Source organism: Alcanivorax quisquiliarum, from assembly GCF_023051175.1.
GTDB lineage: Bacteria > Pseudomonadota > Gammaproteobacteria > Pseudomonadales > Alcanivoracaceae > Isoalcanivorax > Isoalcanivorax quisquiliarum.
On the sequence record NZ_JALKII010000010.1, the window covers coordinates 1 to 16326 of the forward strand.

Below are 16326 nucleotides of genomic sequence, written 5' to 3' on the forward strand. Positions count from 1 at the left end.
AATGCCATTGATGAACTGCTGCCGCATCAGTGGAAGCCCCATACCGTTTGACAAGGTGGGATGGCCGGACGCTTACAATCATCAAGCTGCTTCCCCTGTTTGTTCTCCGAGACGGGGTTCAAGGTCACCGCTTCGGTGCGCTGCCAGTTGCGAGTGTTACCTGTCCATCGATTGGGGTGGCGACGCTGAGCTTGCCGGTAGAGAGCATCGCGCTTCTTGAGGAGCGCGATGTCCTCACCGCTATGCCTCTGGGCGGGCGTTACGAAGCCAATGCCACTATGGCGGTGCTCATGGTTATACCAGTGCATAAAGCGCTCTACCCAAGCCCGAGCGCTTGCCAGAGAGCCGAAGCCATCAGCCGGCCACTGCGGCCAGTATTTCAGCGTCCGGAGCAACGACTCCGCATAGGCGTTATCGTTACTCACTATCGGCCGATTGTGTGACGGCGTAATTTTCAGCTCTGCCAGTTTGGCCCGCATGGTCTGGCATTTCATCGGGGCGCCGTTATCCGAGTGCAGCACCAGCGGCTGGCGCAGGCACCCTTCGCGTAGCACGCCGCGCTCTATCAGTTCGGCGGCATATTCACCGCTTTCACAGTCATGCACTTCCCAGGCAACGGCCTTGCGGCTGAAGATGTCTTCGATCAGATACAGGTAGTAATTCTGCCCTCGCACCTTCGGTGTTTTTCAAGATAGTTGTCACTGTTTTCATGCTAAGCCGCTTGCTGCCTAGCCGGTTCCTTTTCCGGGTTCAACGTCGTCGGCCCGACAGGCTCGCAGTTTCTCACGGGGCGTGTACCCCAGCGTGACGGCAGACGCCTCTTGGCTAGCTCCAGCACCCGCTTGCGCTGCTCCATCAGCACAGCATCTTCACCGTTATGCCGCTGCTCCGGTGTCACGAAGCGCAACTTGCTGTGCCGATGCTCGGTGTTGTACCAGCGAACGAACCGATCTACCCATAGCCGAGTATCATCCAGCGAGGTGAAGCCACGGGAAGGCCACTGGGGACGGTACTTCAGTACCCGGAACAGCGATTCAACGAAGGCGTTGTCGTTGCTGACACGGGGGCGGCTGTACGAGGGCAGTACGCCCAACTCCTCCAGCTTGGCCTTCATGGTCTGCGCCTTCATCGGCGCACCGTTATCCGAGTGCAGCATCAGCGGCTGGTGCAGGCACTGCTCACGCAACTGGCTACGTTGCAGGAGCTGGGCGGCATACTCGCCACTCTCCGTCTCATGGACTTCGTAACCAACGATCTTGCGGCTGTAGAGATCCTCGAACAGGTACAGGTAGTAGAACTGCCCACCCACCGTCGAAGGGCAGTAGGTAATGTCCCAGCACCAGACTTCGCAGGGGCCGCTGGCTGTGTGGGTCGTCGGCGCCGGACTGAGCCTGGGCGCCAGTGACCGTCCCCGATGATGCAGCTGACCTGCCTCTTTGAGCACACGGTAGAAGGTGGACTCCGATGCGAGATAAACCCCCTTGTCCAGCAGGTCAGGCACGATCTGGCTCGGTGGCAGCTGGCTGTAGGCCGGACTGTTGCACAGCTCGACAATCTGCTCCTGCTCCGTTGCGGATAGCTTATTGATAGGAGCGGGTCTGACGGCTGCGGGGCGCTTGTCATCTTGCACGACGCCGTCACGATACCAGCGCCGGTAGGTGCGCAGACAGATGCCCGCTTCAGCACAGGCCTTGGTCAGGCGGGCGCCATCTCGGTTCGCTTGCTGGATCAGATTGATAATGGATTGGCGCTCCGGGATGGAGGTCATGCGTCCTCGTTGCTGTCGTTGTCCCAGAGCGCATTGAGCTTTTTTCGCAGTACCAACAAAGCAGCGGCTTCAGCCAGCGCTTTCTCCTTGTGCCGTAGCTCCCGGCGCAACTGCTTGATTTCCTGCTTGTCGCTGCGCGCCTGCTGGCGGATGGCCTTTTCCTGCTCTGCACTGTGCTGGAAGCCCTGCAAGGACTCCGCCTTCCACTGCTTGACCTGCTCGGGATACAAGCCCTTTTCCCGGCAATACTGGCTGAGCTCCGCTTCGGAGAGAGCGGCGGTTTCGATGACGGTTGCGAGCTTGGCTTCAGCTGACCATTGCTCTGATGTGGCTTTGCGACCTGGCACGGGACGTCCTTCTGACTTGGCTTTGTTACGCCAAGTATAAAGGGTCGGCTCAGAGATGCCTTCCTGACGGGCCAGCTCCGCCACGGTCATGTTGTAGGGAGGTAGAAGCTTGCTCAGTACGGCTTCCTTACGTTCTTCGGAATAACGGGCCATGATGTTTCCTTGCCGCCTATCTGGTTGAAATCAGAGGGTGACAACTATCCTGCCAGAGGGGGCCTTCCCCGGCAGGTAGGTGATGTCCCACGACCAGACCTGATTCACGGCGTGCGCCGTGTGCGTCGCCGGACCTCCCTGAGAGCGCCGCTGGCGAGCGCGGCCACGGTGGTGATGCTGCGCAGCTTGCTTCAGTATTCGGTAGAATCTCGCTTCCGAGGCCAGGTAAATGCCCTGATCAGCCAGCCGGGGCACAATCTGTGCTCGGCGGCAAGCTGCCCAGCCCTCGGCTACAACACACCGCCAGGATGCGCTCGCGCTCCGCCGGCGTGAGCGCTTGGCTGGGTACCGGGCGCACCGCCGTGGGGCGCCTGTCCGCCGGTACAGCACCATGCGCCAGCCAGCGCTGGTAGGTGCGCACACTGATACCGGCTTCCTCGCAGGCACGCCATTTGCGGGTGCCGGCATCAACGGCATCGTCGATCCACATGACAAGCTGCTGCCGCTCCGGGTGGGGGATCAGTCTTCCTCGCTGTCGTCCCAGAGGGCATTGAGCTTTTTTCGCAGGGCCAGCAGCGCTGCCGTTTCGGCCAGCGCTTTCTCCTTGCGATGCAGCTCTTTTTCCAGCTGCCGGATTCGCTTGCGGGCCTGCTTGTCCGCCTTCTGGTCCCGAAGACGTCGCGCATCGCCCGAGGCCACGCCGTCCAGACATGCGGCCTTCCAGGCTTTGATCTGCTCCGGATACAAGCCCTTCTGGCAGCAGTATTCATTCAGCTCCACTTCACTCAGCGTGGCCGTTTCCATCACCGTTGCCAGCTTCGCTTGCGGTGACCAGCCATCGGATTGTTTGCCGCTTCCCGGCACAGGCATCCCCCTTTCTCTGGCTTGATTACGCCAATTGTACAGGGTCGCTTCACTGATGCTTTCTTGGCCGGCAACCACCGGTACTGAGAGATTGTCAGGCGGTAGCAGCCGTTTCAAAACGGCTGACTTGCGTTCCTCGGAATATCTGCGCATATCTGTCCTCGATGCCGCCCCCTCTCTGGATTCAAGTGAGGCGACAACTATCTTGAAAAACACCGGCAGCGCCGTCTCCCCAATATCGAGAGAGCGGCACGCCTCCGCTACCGTGTAGCCTTGGTCCAGAACCAATGCCGCTGCATCGTGTTTGAATTCAGTCGTGAATGACCGACGTTGTCTTTTCATTGACACCTCTTTCAAGGCGGTAATTTACCACCTAAGTTGGTGTCCGGGATCATTAAACCACTACAAACGCTGAGCAAACTAGGCAGCAGAAGTCGCTCTAACTGTCACTTCTTCAAAGCATGCGGTAAGAGTCTCCCTCTTTCGAAATATATTTCGGCCTGACAAAAAATCAATATGATCGGTCACATCGAAGCAACCGGCAAAGAAAAGCGCCCACGCCTAGCGTTACAAAACGCGCAAACCTATATGACAAGCAAACTGATATCAAATTGGAAACTCACTAGCAAAAGCAAAGACAATTAAATAACATGACCCACGCCATACATATAAACGAAAAATAAAAAATACCACAAAATGAAATCAAATTAACATCAAAATAATGTCACCTAAAAGAGGCTCTCATAAATCATGAAGAAATATATCTATCTAACCTTGGCTACTTCGTTGGCTGGTTGCAGCAGTACCCCCCCGGTGGAACTGGATCATTCGTCCGGCCGCGAAATTGCATCCTATACATTTGGACACCAGGCCGGCGAAATGGTCGCGAACGGCCTAGCAGAGCAGCGGCTCGATAAAGATTTGTTCCTTCTTGGCCTGAAAGACTCGCTTGATGCCTTGCCGCCCAGACATTCACTTACTGACCAAGAAGTTCAGGCTCTGCATCAACAATACTCAGACTCTGTAAGCGAGGCAAAAAGAAAAGCAGCGATCTTAGCAGGTGAGCAAAACGCTCTTGCCGAGGCCGCTTTCCTAGACAGCTATAGCCATAATTTAGATGTGAAAAAACTGGACAGCGGTGTTCTGTACACCATCCTCCAATCTGGCACTGGCGAAAAGGCACCGTCCTTCACGGACACTCTCGAAGTTCATTACGAGGGGAGATTACCGGACGGCACCATTTTCGACAGCTCTTTCAAACGCGGAGCACCAGTCGAGATTTCTCTTGATCGCGTTATTGCCGGATGGCAACACGCCATTCTCGAAATGAGGAAAGGTGACAGATGGGAGATCGTCATCCCCTCATCGTTAGCCTATGGCGAAAGCGGAAGAGCGCCCGCAATCGGCCCCAACCAACTTCTCATATTTGAGATCGAATTGATCGATATCAAGTAGAAAGGAGGCAGATATGAAGCGGATAATTAAGAACCAAGCTTTCTTCCTGGCGATACTCTCAGCATGTTTTTTGCCAGCTATGGTGTCAGCAGAGAGATCAATGGATAAAGTTGCGGAAGCGTTAATCAGCACAAACCCCAGCTTAATTATAAAAAGTATGGTTAGCAGTCCAGTGCCAGGTATTTTAGAAGTCGTCTTGGAAGGGAACCGGGTTGTATACGGGAGTAACGATGGCAAATACATTTTCACAGGGGAGCTTATCGAGATCCAAGATAGTTCCACTTTGAACCTGACCCAACACCGGCAAGAACAAGTCCGTGAAGACATTCTGTCTACTATAGCATTGTCCTCTGCAATAACCTTTAAAGCAGCCGACCAAGAACAGATGGAGCTCTTTATCTTTACCGATGTGACTTGCGGTTACTGCCGGAGCTTCCACACACAGATAGATGAGATTAATAAAGCTGGCGTCACCGTCCACTATCTTGCTTTCCCTCGCTCCGGCCTTGATAGTCGGGGCGCGCGCTTGCTTGAGCAAGCTTGGTGCGCCGAAGACCCTAGAGCGACGTTGACCGAACTGAAAGCCGAAGGGCGCTCCTCGGCGACAATGTTAGCCTGCAATCCCCCAATTGCGGAGCAATACCGCCTCGCGACGTCCATGGGCATAACAGGAACCCCCTACATCCTGACCAGAGCGGGTCAAAACTTGGGTGGGCATCTCTCGACCAGCCAAATCGTATCGTTACTCGATTAATGAAAAGGGCTGCGTAATGCAGCCCTTTTCATTCCAAAAAATGCAATAAATATAGCATCAGAACCATATCAAAAAAGCACCCTCTAAAACCACTTCTCAGAAAAAATCAAAAGCAGAGAACCAATATCAAAACAATGGCAGAAATAAAACAATAACATTAACCGGAAAAAATAAAAGCAAGATTTACTTTGAGGTGGTTGTTCCGACCCAGCGATCATATGATCCTGTCCCTGCACTAGCGATTAGTGCGACCCCTTAAAAGAAAACTCAAAAATTTGGAGATAAACTCAATGAATATGATCGCTAAAGGTATTTTCGGCGCCGCTCTGGTGGCAGCGGCTGGTTTGGCCCAAGCTACAGCTCCAATTTACTACACTGTCAATGATGACCCGACAGTTTATCAGCTTGACCTCAACCCGATTACCGACACCTTTTTTGGCCCGAGCACTGTTTCCTCAGGTCTATGCTCGATTCCTTGCACCCTTAGCGCCACAGGCACTTTAAGCGATGTTATCGGTGGCGATACCACGCTGTCGGTCGGCCACGCCTCTGTGAGCGGCGGCTTGCTGTGTAGCGCTGTGAGCCTGAGCGGCTTCCCATGGGTAGGCTCCGTCGAGCATAATTCGATCCCGTCGCCCCTGGGCCCGGTCACCTTCACGCTGGAAGGCGTTTCCGTTTCCGCGCCAATCTGTGGCTCCTGCAGTGACAAGATCGACGTGACCTTCGACCCGGCCAATGGCGGTAGCTTCGTATTCAATGGCCCGATCACACCGAACGGAAACTGCCACGTGAACGGCACGCTCACCAGCAACAATAACTACTACGCTTCGCACTGATCATCAGAACAGATCGTGAACTGATTTGATGACTGGAACTGAGCGAACCGCAAGGTTCGCTCAGTTCTTTATTTAATTTTTCCTTCAGCTACTCTGAAGTAGTTGATAACGCCACACAGCACCGGGTTGAGCTCGGCGATGTACCGTACCGTAAGCTCCCCAGTCAAGTAGACAACTCGTAACTAGAACCTCTGGCGTGATCAATGAAGCATTCGAGGGGCGTCCGGTTGTCGAGAGCGTCGTGGGGGCGCTCCTCGTTGTACTCGGTGAGCCACCGGTACGTGAGCTCACGTACATCGTCGAGCGTGCTGAACTGGTAGGTGTCGAGCAGCTCCTCGCGGTAGGTCCGGTTGAAACGCTCGATGTAGGCATTTTGATTGGGCTTGCCAGGCTGGATATGTTGCACATGCATTCCCTGCTCCTTCGCCCAGTCGATAAATGCTTCCCCCAGGAACTCGGGGCCGTTGTCGACCCGCAGGGTGGCCGGTAATCCACGCTGTTCCTGAATCTGCTCGAAAACCCGGATTAGCCGGCGACTCGTGATCGATGTGTCGATTTCGATCGCTACAGCTTCTCGATTGAAGTCGTCGATAATGTTGAAGGTACGAAAGCGGCGGCCACAGTAGAGGGCATCGCTCACAAAGTCAGCGGACCACATCAGGTTGGGCGCGGCGGGCACATTCAAAGGCTGACGTTCTCTCGTTGGCACTCGGCGCTTGGCACGCCGTTTCTGGTTGAGCTTGAGCGAACAATACACGCGATATACCCGCTTATGATTCCATTGATGGCCCCGGCGTCGGATCAGGGCACAGCATTTCCAGAAGCCCCGACGTGGACGCTCCTCGACCAGCTCATTAAGCAGGCCGATGATCTCAGCGTCCCGTACCGCTGGAGCGATCGGTTCACGATAGTAGGCCGCCCGGGCCAGCCCAACGCAGCGGCAGCTGCGGGTAACCGACAGGCAGTGCGCGCCCACCAGGTAACGGACTGCCTCTCGTTTCTCGGACGGCCTTAGAGCTTTCGGTCAATCAGGTCCTTCATTGCCCTGTTCTCGAGCGAAAGATCAGCGTACATCTGCTTCAGGCGAGCGTTCTCAATCTCGAGCTCTTTGATACGTTTGAGCTCCGAGGCCTCGAGCCCTCCGTATTTCGACTTCCAGTTGTAGTAGGTCGCTGAGCTAATGCCGTGCTTGCGGCAGACCTCCTGTACCGGCAGGCCAGCATCCGCCTCTTTCAAAATGGCAACGATCTGGGTCTCGCTGAATCGGGATTTCTTCATGGGCTCCTCCTGGGCCAAGTTTGCCAGAAGGCTCCAGTTACCGCCTGTCTACCTAGTGGGGGAGCTTACGCGCCCTCCGCTTGCTGTCGCGGGAGATCGGTTTCATCGCTGATCGTCTGGAGCAAGGCTTCACCTCGCCCTTCCACGATCCGCCCCGCTGATGCGGGCATCTGATGCCTTACCGTCCTCATCGACAAGCCGTTTAACGCTCCTTCTCGTTCAGCCCTTCGCCCCATGTCGGCGACTACTATGGCCTCTGCTGACTTCTGGATTCGCATTTCCACGTCGCCCTTTCAGGCGTGAGACGAGATCTCCCCGGGTAAGAACGCACTCCTTCACCTCACAACCGCCGGATATACGCCACTTCGCTTTGGCCACGAGAGCTTCACGGCTTCTTGCCCGCTCGCCCTGCTCGGCAGCGCCTCGTATCCGATTTTTGTTCATCGGCTCGCGGTTTACGCTCCACGCTTCCTTCCCACGGTCGGTCACCCTTCCGCAGTTGCGCTTCACTTCGTTCGCTGTGGCCAGCTTACGGAAGGACTTGCACCTCCAGGAGTGCGCCCGTGCCGGGCGCACAAAAAAACCCCCGCAGAAATGCGGGGGCTTAGCAAATATCTATTCAAAAAGACACATCATAAGTTCACTTTATGACTTCCGAGATGTATTGGACACGAGTGCCAGCCTCAGGAATTCGCAGCGTTGTCCAAGCGGCAGGCACAGACACATCAAACCCTACATTCATTACTATCTTGACACCCAAGGCTATTTCTACCTCTTCAGCGTTCTCCATTTCAACCTGCATGGTACCATCTTCATTGAAGCGGACTTTCCCTTCAAGCTTGAGCGTAGCCGGCACACTCATCATGTCGCTTGTCACGTAGCCCGGATCGTCTGTTTGATTAATAAAAGTTATCAGATCAGTAATATTCCTCTCTAATTCTATCGCATCCACATAAATATCCAACGTAGTGCTGATATAAGGCTCACCATCACTACCTTGATAAATTACTGCCTGAATGGGCTGATTACGCAGACAGGTCTCTCCACTCTGTGCACTTTCGACACAATCGGGGTTTTCTTTCGCATATCTCATCCTCATCACCTGCGGTCCCGAATCGAAACCAAACATGATTTCGCTCAGGTGTACAGGAGAGGCCATCGGTAAACTTGTCCCCATGATCTGGCCAGGCCAGATCGTAACTGGAACACCACCCAGTGCATCACTGTATTCACCAACTTCCGCAATCAAATCACTGGTTATATAGGTAAATTTATCCTCGGGACAATAATTCATGGCGAGAACCCTCGTTGGATCTTCCCGCATTGTCTCGAAGCCACAACCCACGGCAACCAGGGGAATGATATCCTTACAGAATGGATCTGTAACATCGCAGTATGGCAGTTCTGTACAATCCGGATCACTAAGATTACAGGTCGGCCCACCCGCTTCTGCTGGCCGCAATCCGCCAGGCAAAATTTTGGCACTATTCCAAGGTGGTAGCAGACCATCAGGATCATAACAGTCAAGATCATCGGCGTTACAAGTCTCCGCCAGGCGTGGCTGGCCTTGAGCGCCCTGCTCTTCGACGCTATATACACTGTAAGGTCTGGCATTCACGTAATTAAACGGCCGATGAGAAAAGTCCAGACGATCCTCCGTATTACGCTCATGCATTAGATTCGCATTTACATCAACGGATGGCGCCCCCAGAACTTGGAGCACCTGCGCCGTGGGCGCTCCTCCTTTGAAGTACTGTACCAAGTCTATGCCCCCACCGTCGGGTGCATTGGCGTTCTGAAAAAGGACATCGTGCATCCGAGCGTTAGGATCAGCGAACATTTCCAACCCTGGACGCTCTGTGAATGTAACTTCGTGCAGCTGCGTCTGGATCGGCAAGCTGTCCACGGAGCAGATCGCCTGGGATCCATCGCAGAGCGCTGTGCTGCTGTGCCGATCATTGTTAGAACCCAATACATAGCGGTAAAAGGCGCCAGCTTCCCACGGCTCCGCTGGCCAGAAAGTTAGCCTGCGGCCTTCCACACTCACTTTGCCAGAGACATCACTTAGCCTCCCTCCAAATTCATCAACCGTTTCGACCTTGAAGGAATTCCCAAGAGATACACTTTCTGGATCAATCTCCTTCGTAAACACTGCAATAATTGGCCGGTTCGCTGGAAGCTCTCCCAGAGGCAAAATGTCATCTGGCAGTTTGTGCGGATGATGACTTGTTTCACCAGTACTATTCACCGCGTGGGTCCTACTGTATGGAACATCCAGCCCTCCTCGACAACGCGCGGTCATACCTGAGGCCAGATTTACCGGCGTATCCGCCAAGGCACACGGGTAACCTGGATATACTGCGGTGATCATCGGAGAGCGAACCACTACTTCCGCTTCGCCATGCTGAACTAGATGACCAAAGTCAAAACCCTGTACGCCCCACTCATACTGCTCAGCCCGGGTAATCTCTACTGGCATTTCAAATTCAAGTAACTGTGGTGCTCCCAAGGTACCGCCACTTATGTCTTTCAAGCCAGACGCCAGCTGAACGCTGTATTCGTAGCGCTCGATATTGTTGAAACCACCGAAGGATATCTGTACTGAACGCTTGAAACCCTCATCAGGAGTGATAATTAGAGATGAACCTCGTGAATAGACGGTAAATTGGATCTGCTCGCCGTTCTCACTCACAGCAATATGGTCATGGATATCACCCATCGCCACTGGCTTGTTGAAACGGATGATAACTGGGTCGGAAGGGAGGAACCCTTCGAGATTTTCACCTGGGCTCCAGCTTTGAACCTCCAAAGACAGCCCATCCACGATCTGCGGCGGATTATCCTGATCCTCATACCCCTTCATGTAGAAGGACAGCAGGCCCACTGCGCGCTCGGAGCCGAGCACATCGGGCTCCACCACACCCACCGCATTAATCACCATCTGCCCACCTTCAACGATGGACGTTCCCACCAGCTCGATATGCAGCAGATCCTGCGTGATAGCACCGTTTGCGGCCGGAGTTTCGGTAGAAACCGCCACATCCATCCACAACCGCACCTGACGCGGTGCATCATCGCTATTGCTGTACTCGTTCGGCAGCAGGTAGCCCGTGGCATCGGAGAGGAAATCCATCCGCACTTTGCCGGATTCGAACCCGGCCGGCACTTCACCACCGATCAACACGTCGATAGACGCTCCTTCGATCAGCGAGCCGCGCTTGATGCGAAGCGGTGTCTGATCCGGGAAGTTGGGTACGAATGCCAACTCAGCAGCCAAAGTGCCGCTTGCTTGGGTGGCGGTTTCTTCGCCCAGCAGCACGGAAGCCATTGGCACCAGGTTGATCGGCTTGCCGGTCAGCGGTGAAATCTCACCGGTGTCCGCGATGTCCTGCACCATGGAGACACGCTCGCCCGTGGTCGGCGATGTGGTATCCACCGGTGTGGCCGTCAGCGTATAGGGCATGGGGTTGGACAAGCTGCCGCCTGTCAGGTTGTCGCCGTAAACGCTGGTGAGGCCACCAGTAATGTTCAGACTGTAATCGCCCCCCGGCGTGAGATCCTCTTTCGGATCAATAGTGATATAAGGCCCGCTGACCAGCAGATGGGCATCGACCAGCCCTTCTGGCCCCATCAGTTGCACTGTCGAGTCGCCTGCATCGCCATACTTGACCGTGCTCGGGTCCAGCGGCTGGCTGAACTGGAGACGGAAGCTGGCGAAGTCGGTGACGGCGAAGTTGACGCCATCCGGGATGGTGCGCACGACCTCGAAGGTATCACGCGCAACCAGGCTCCTTGGGCCTTCGTGCAGGCCGCGAGTAGTAAACTGGATACTGCGGGCTGACGCTTCGCCTTTCTCAAGCTCGATTGCCGGCACATCCACCACGTAATCTGTCAGCGGCTTCAGTTTGTTTTGCGGCGTGATGATCAGGCCGCGCTTGCCGTCGACCCATTCCAGCTCCACATCAGAGACGATGGCGCCGTCCACTTCGCGCAGTTCAATGGCCGGTGCCGTTTCGGCGACCGGGCTGGAGAAACGCAGTACCACCGGCGAGGGCACCGGCACTTCCAGCTGCCCTTGATCCGGGAAGGAGTACACCAGGCTTTGGCGCTGGCTCTCCCAATCCCGCTGCTGATCCGTTGCCACATCATCCTTGCTGCCGCCACAGGCGACCAGCGACAGGATGCATGCAGCCATCATTGTTCTTTTCATGTTGCCTCCTGAGAAACCTCTACTTAAACGTGCGGGCACTCATCTGGTGCCGCCGCCCGTCCGGTTTAGAATTTCAGTGTTACCGAGCCGGCGAAGACGTGCACTTCACCACCGGTTTCAACCGTGCCGTACACACCCGGCGGGGTCAGCGGGTTGGACGATGTCAGCTCGTAGGTTTTTTCATCCAGTTGCTGGTACTGGTAGCCCAGATCCAGGCGCACCGGGTAGGCCAGCAGCGGCATCTTCGGAATGGTGGCGCTCATGCCCAGGCCCAGCACCCAGCGGTCGGCATCCAGGTAGTTCACGTCCATGCTGCGGCGGCCTTCGATGGGGGTTTCTTCCCAGGCGATACCACCGGTGAAGGTGAAGTGATCACCGGCCGGGATTTCCACGCCGATACGCGGGATGAAGATGTCCTTGAAGTTGGCGTTGGCCTGATCCTTGATGGTGTCGTTGCGCAGTTCGCGCTCCAGGCGTGACCACGCTTGATATTCACCGGTGAAGCCGAGGCGGAAGCTGCCGAAGTCGTATTTCACGCCCAGGGTGGTGATCTCGGGCTGGAAGGAATCCAGCGTCTGGATGGCCAGCGCCAGCCCCGGTGCCGGGATGGTGCCGGGCACGATCACGTTGGAGCGCACCTTGGTGCGGGTGTTGGAGTAGGCGCGATAGGAGATCGCGGTTTCCAGGTTGTCCATCCAGCAGCTGGCACGGCTGCAGAAGGTTTCGCCCCAGTTCACGTTCACGCCCAGGATCGGGCGGAATTTCGGTGCGGCAGAGACGTTCAGGGATTCCTGGCTGGTGACGCCGCCCAGGGTGGAGCGGGTGTTCAGGGTGGCATCGGCGTGCAGGGTGACGCGCAGGGCGAAGCCCACATCAATGCCGCGCCAGACGCTGGTGCCCACGCCGGCGGTCAGGAACAGCGGCTGCCGGCCGTAGGTGAAGTACTGGCCGTAGTCGGAGGTTTCCGAGGAGAACGCCATCATTTCCTGGGCGAATTTCTCGACGCCGACCATCAGGCCGAAGTACAGCGGGTGATCCAGTGTGGAGATCGAGCTGAGGTCGGTTTTCAGGCCCAGTTGCAGTTGCTGGGAGGGCTCGTCGACGATGCGGCGGCCGTTGGCCTCCAGATCGTGCTCGGCGTGGAAGATACCGCCGGTGAGCTCGCCACGCGGGTCTTTGGCCAGGTTGGCCGGGTTGTAGTACACCGCCGAAATCTGCGAGTTGAAGATCGACAGGGCCTGTGCGGAGGCGATGTCACCGGGGAGCAAGCCGTAGGTGGAGGGCGAGTTGCCCATGTTGGCCACCGCGGGGGAGCCGAGGGTCAGTAGCGCACAGCCGGCCGCAGCGAGCGGGCCAAATGATTTGAGCTTCATGCTATCTCCTTGGTTTTTTATTCATATTGAGCGCCTCTGGCACAGCGCTTTTTCAATTACCTGAAACGGTGCACTGCCAGCCGCGACAAATCCCACAAGGTGCACTATGCGCCTCGTGAGAGGAGTCTTGATCCGGCATTTCATGTGTGCGGGCCAAAGCCAAATGCAAATACAAGAATGATCACCGTCCCTGCATTAATTTCCGGCAATATCGCTCTTTTTCTTCTACGTTCCCCGAAAGACAGGGCCTCGTGCGGGCGATTTTGCATGATGCTTCTGCTGCCGGGCCTCTTTGCTATCTATCTTGCTATCTATCTTCCAAGCCTTTGTTTTTATGAAAGATAACGCACTCGATCCCACCACATAATGTGATGGAAGTACCAGAAGGGTAGCCACTCAGTGTACAAACGAAAACCAATGAAAATGAAAAGCTGGTTTTCATATTTTGGGCAACATCATTTTGGCATCGCTCCTGACGGCACCCTCGATTTCCAGATCATCAGAATCGACTCGCTGCATTATTTGAAGAAGCCTGTTTCTTAAAATATGCCGGGCGCGCCAGGGGCGGCGCAGCTTCTGCCATGCTGTTGTCGTGCTCTCTCATGGCCACTATTTCAGGACACCGTTACCTGCCCGGCCACGCCACGGCGCAGCAAGCCTGCCACGATATGATTGATGCCCGGCGCCGGGCGCCAGGGGACGGCCAACAACACTTTCCGCTTTCCAGTAACCGGGCACCGGCAGTGATCGGTAGGCAGAAAAAGCGATCCCCCCCCACCGAAAAAGCTGGCCTTCCGCTTGATTCAGGCGGGCACGCCAGAAGAGACGCCGGCAGCGTCATGCGTGGGTTTGGCCACAGTGCCGCAAGCAGAAAAATAACGGCCATTGCGCATTCGCCATGACTTATTCATGAATCTGCATAAGAATACCGGAGGCGACACGCTGCACAGCAATTGCCGAATCATCCAACAGGCAGGAAAAAAATCTCATGACGAAACCCGGACCAACCAACCCCTCTCGCGCCGCCATCAAAGCCCGCATGCAAGCCATTCGGGATGAGCTTGGCCCTGAGGGCCGCGCTGTGCTCGATCGCATTGAGAAGACCATTGTCGACTTTGATCTTACTGATGAAGAGCTCGCCTCGCTGGAAGCACGACTGACCAGCCTGGCCAAACGCCCGCATTGATCCATGCCGCACCAGGCCAGACGTATTCGGGCAGCACTTGCCCGGATGCGACAACGTGGACGGAAGAAGCCCGGCTCACGGGCTACTGCGGTTCTGCCGACTCGCTGGCGCCTATATTTGTTTGCATTTGCTGCTGCACCTTAATTTGCCGGTATGCCTTATTCACTGGCGAGCCTTGCTCGCTGGCGCATCCCGATTCACTGACGCGCCTTGCTTTACCGGGATTCGCTGCCGCCCAGGCCAGGCAGGCGAGGCTGCTGTGACCAACGCAGGGGCTTTGCCTGCGGGGTCCCCAAGGCTGCTCTTTACTGCCTTCGGCCGCCCTTTGCCTCCAACCACAGATCATTCTTGCCTGGCCCGCTCGCCACCGAGCCCGGCATCTGGCACGCACAAGACACGAAATATGGGAATTCCCCATGCAAAGGAGGTTGACGCGGCCTTTCCAGCAGTGTAAGTGCGGGCCTGAATAGGCCCACGGGCACAGGCCGACCGCCCATCTCTGTTTGCTAGGCAGACCACGGCAACGCTATCCTTGGCGTTTTGTTTGCCACAGGATCTTTAACATGCCCGCTCAACTCGACGAGTTTCTGCAGCGCCTGCGCCAGCGTGACCCCGACCAACCCCCGTTCCATCAGGCGGTCGAAGAAGTACTGCGCTCGCTGTGGCCGTTTCTGGCAGAGAACCCGAAGTACATGAAACATGGCCTGCTTGAGCGGCTGGCTGAGCCCGAACGGGTAATCATCTTCCGTGTACCATGGCAGGATGACAAAGGCAACGTGCATGTCAACCGCGGCTACCGGGTGCAGATGAACAGCGCGATCGGCCCCTACAAAGGCGGCATCCGCTTCCACCCGTCCGTCAACCTTGGCGTGCTCAAGTTCCTGGCCTTTGAACAGGTTTTCAAGAACTCGCTGACCTCGCTGCCCATGGGCGGCGGCAAAGGCGGTGCGGATTTTGACCCTAAAGGGAAAAGCGATGCTGAGGTCATGCGCTTCTGCCAGGCGTTCATTGCCGAGCTTTATCGGCACATTGGCCCCAATCTGGATGTGCCGGCAGGCGACATTGGCGTGGGTGCTCGTGAGATCGGCTATATGTTCGGCATGTACAAGAAGCTGGCCAACGAGTTCACCGGCACTTTCACCGGCAAGGGCTTCAGCTATGGCGGCAGCCTGGTACGCCCGGAGGCGACAGGGTTCGGCCTGGTTTACTTCATCGAGGAAATGCTCAAACGGCGCCATACCGGGGTGGACGGCAAGAAGATTCTTATCTCCGGCTCCGGCAACGTGGCGCAATACGCGGCGCTGCGGGCGATGCTGATGGGCGCGCAGATCACCAGCCTGTCTGATTCCGGCGGCACCATGTATATGCCCGACGGCCTCACTGACGAGCAATTTGACTATCTGCGTGATCTCAAGAACGTGCGCCGTGGTCGGCTCAAGGAAATGGCCGACGAATTCAAGCTGCCCTGGCACGCCGACAAAAGCCCCTGGCACCTGCCATGTGATATCGCCCTGCCCTGCGCCACGCAGAATGAGCTACACGCTGACGATGCCCGCACATTGATCAAGAACGGCTGCCAGCTTGTCGCCGAAGGCGCCAATATGCCCTCGACCCTGGAGGCAGTGGATATCTTCCGTGATGCCGGCATCCTGTTTGCGCCTGCCAAGGCAGCCAATGCTGGTGGCGTGTCGGTCAGTGGCCTGGAAATGAGCCAGAACAGCCTGCGCCTGAACTGGACGGAAGGCGAAGTGGACGAGCGGCTGCACCATCTGATGCAGCGTATCCACCATGCTTGTGTGGAATTCGGCACGCGCAGCGGCAAGGTCGATTACGTTGATGGCGCCAATATCGCCGGCTTCGTGAAGGTGGCGGATGCCATGCAGGCGCAAGGGCTGGTTTAACCCGCCGCGTCAGGCTTGACCGCGCAATAGCCACACGCCCGGGCTCCGGCATGGAGCCTGGGTCACGCCCGCCAGCGGACACAGCCACAAGCCACCGATCCGGCTTCGGCCTACCATGGGCTCGCTCTCAGCTCGGATCATTATCATGACAACCCGCCGTTTTTACTGGGCATGGCCGCCATTCCTGCTGGCCGGCGCCGC

Annotated in this window: 9 protein-coding genes and 3 pseudogenes; 5 read left to right on the forward strand and 7 right to left on the reverse strand. The window is 56.3% G+C overall.

The genetic code is table 11. The features are described from left to right. Positions 1-26: 26 nt before the first annotated feature. From MU846_RS12715 to MU846_RS12730, 4 genes and pseudogenes are all read right to left on the reverse strand, one after another. A pseudogene (locus tag MU846_RS12715) lies at positions 27-674 on the reverse strand (transposase); the annotation flags it as partial. 38 nt (positions 675-712) lie between these two features. Then, positions 713-2268, reverse strand: a protein-coding gene (locus MU846_RS12720) for an IS3 family transposase (protein ID WP_371738976.1) whose coding sequence is annotated in 2 segments (ribosomal slippage) — positions 713-1815 and positions 1815-2268 — 1557 coding nt in all. Because the reading frame shifts where the segments join, the coding sequence is not laid out codon by codon here. A 69-nt stretch (positions 2269-2337) separates the two neighbouring features. Continuing rightward, positions 2338-3285 (reverse strand): annotated as a pseudogene (locus MU846_RS12725) (transposase); the annotation flags it as partial. Positions 3286-3351: 66 nt separating this feature from the next. After that, positions 3352-3474, reverse strand: a pseudogene (locus MU846_RS12730) (transposase); the annotation flags it as partial. A gap of 408 nt (positions 3475-3882) precedes the next feature. Here MU846_RS12730 and bamJ point away from each other — a divergent pair. From bamJ to MU846_RS12745, 3 genes are all read left to right on the forward strand, one after another. Continuing rightward, positions 3883-4587, forward strand: a complete 705-nt coding sequence (gene bamJ / locus MU846_RS12735) for a BamJ family beta-barrel-assembly machinery protein (protein ID WP_246953335.1) — start codon at positions 3883-3885, stop codon at positions 4585-4587. A 13-nt stretch (positions 4588-4600) separates the two neighbouring features. Then, positions 4601-5341, forward strand: a complete 741-nt coding sequence (locus MU846_RS12740; RefSeq protein ID WP_246953337.1) for a DsbC family protein — start codon at positions 4601-4603, stop codon at positions 5339-5341. Positions 5342-5631: 290 nt separating this feature from the next. After that, complete coding sequence (locus MU846_RS12745; protein WP_246953339.1) at positions 5632-6177, forward strand: PraA/PraB family alkane oxidation protein activator; 546 nt, start codon at positions 5632-5634, stop codon at positions 6175-6177. A gap of 163 nt (positions 6178-6340) precedes the next feature. Here MU846_RS12745 and MU846_RS12750 read toward each other — a convergent pair. From MU846_RS12750 to MU846_RS12760, 3 genes are all read right to left on the reverse strand, one after another. Then, positions 6341-7455 (reverse strand): IS3 family transposase gene (locus MU846_RS12750; RefSeq protein ID WP_246953341.1). Its coding sequence is split into 2 segments (ribosomal slippage): positions 6341-7200 and positions 7200-7455, totalling 1116 coding nucleotides; the frame shifts between segments, so codons are not numbered across the junction. 640 nt (positions 7456-8095) lie between these two features. Continuing rightward, positions 8096-11665 carry an Ig-like domain-containing domain gene (locus tag MU846_RS12755; protein WP_246953343.1) on the reverse strand — a complete coding sequence of 1190 codons (3570 nt, stop codon included), beginning with the start codon at positions 11663-11665 and terminating at the stop codon, positions 8096-8098. Positions 11666-11730: 65 nt separating this feature from the next. Beyond that, positions 11731-13038 (reverse strand): OmpP1/FadL family transporter, encoded by a 1308-nt coding sequence (locus MU846_RS12760; RefSeq protein WP_246953345.1) that lies wholly within the window; start codon positions 13036-13038, stop codon positions 11731-11733. Between the two features lie 988 nt (positions 13039-14026). On the opposite strand from MU846_RS12760, the gene MU846_RS12765 reads away from it, so the two are divergent. Together MU846_RS12765 and gdhA are read left to right on the forward strand one after the other, a co-directional pair. Beyond that, positions 14027-14224, forward strand: coding sequence for a hypothetical protein (locus MU846_RS12765; RefSeq protein WP_246953347.1), 198 nt, complete (start codon positions 14027-14029; stop codon positions 14222-14224). Positions 14225-14787: 563 nt separating this feature from the next. Beyond that, positions 14788-16125 (forward strand): NADP-specific glutamate dehydrogenase, encoded by a 1338-nt coding sequence (gdhA, locus tag MU846_RS12770; RefSeq protein WP_246953349.1) that lies wholly within the window; start codon positions 14788-14790, stop codon positions 16123-16125. The last annotated feature ends 201 nt before the right edge of the window (positions 16126-16326 follow it).

What these genes read in the sequence shown, in the direction of transcription:
- MU846_RS12765 (WP_246953347.1), top strand. Translation starts at nt 14,027, where the DNA reads ATGACGAAACCCGGACCAACCAACCCCTCTCGCGCCGCCATCAAAGCC.
- MU846_RS12740 (WP_246953337.1), top strand. Translation starts at nt 4,601, where the DNA reads ATGAAGCGGATAATTAAGAACCAAGCTTTCTTCCTGGCGATACTCTCA.
- bamJ (WP_246953335.1), top strand. Translation starts at nt 3,883, where the DNA reads ATGAAGAAATATATCTATCTAACCTTGGCTACTTCGTTGGCTGGTTGC.
- gdhA (WP_246953349.1), top strand. Translation starts at nt 14,788, where the DNA reads ATGCCCGCTCAACTCGACGAGTTTCTGCAGCGCCTGCGCCAGCGTGAC.
- MU846_RS12755 (WP_246953343.1), bottom strand. Translation starts at nt 11,665, where the DNA reads ATGAAAAGAACAATGATGGCTGCATGCATCCTGTCGCTGGTCGCCTGT.
- MU846_RS12760 (WP_246953345.1), bottom strand. Translation starts at nt 13,038, where the DNA reads ATGAAGCTCAAATCATTTGGCCCGCTCGCTGCGGCCGGCTGTGCGCTA.
- MU846_RS12745 (WP_246953339.1), top strand. Translation starts at nt 5,632, where the DNA reads ATGAATATGATCGCTAAAGGTATTTTCGGCGCCGCTCTGGTGGCAGCG.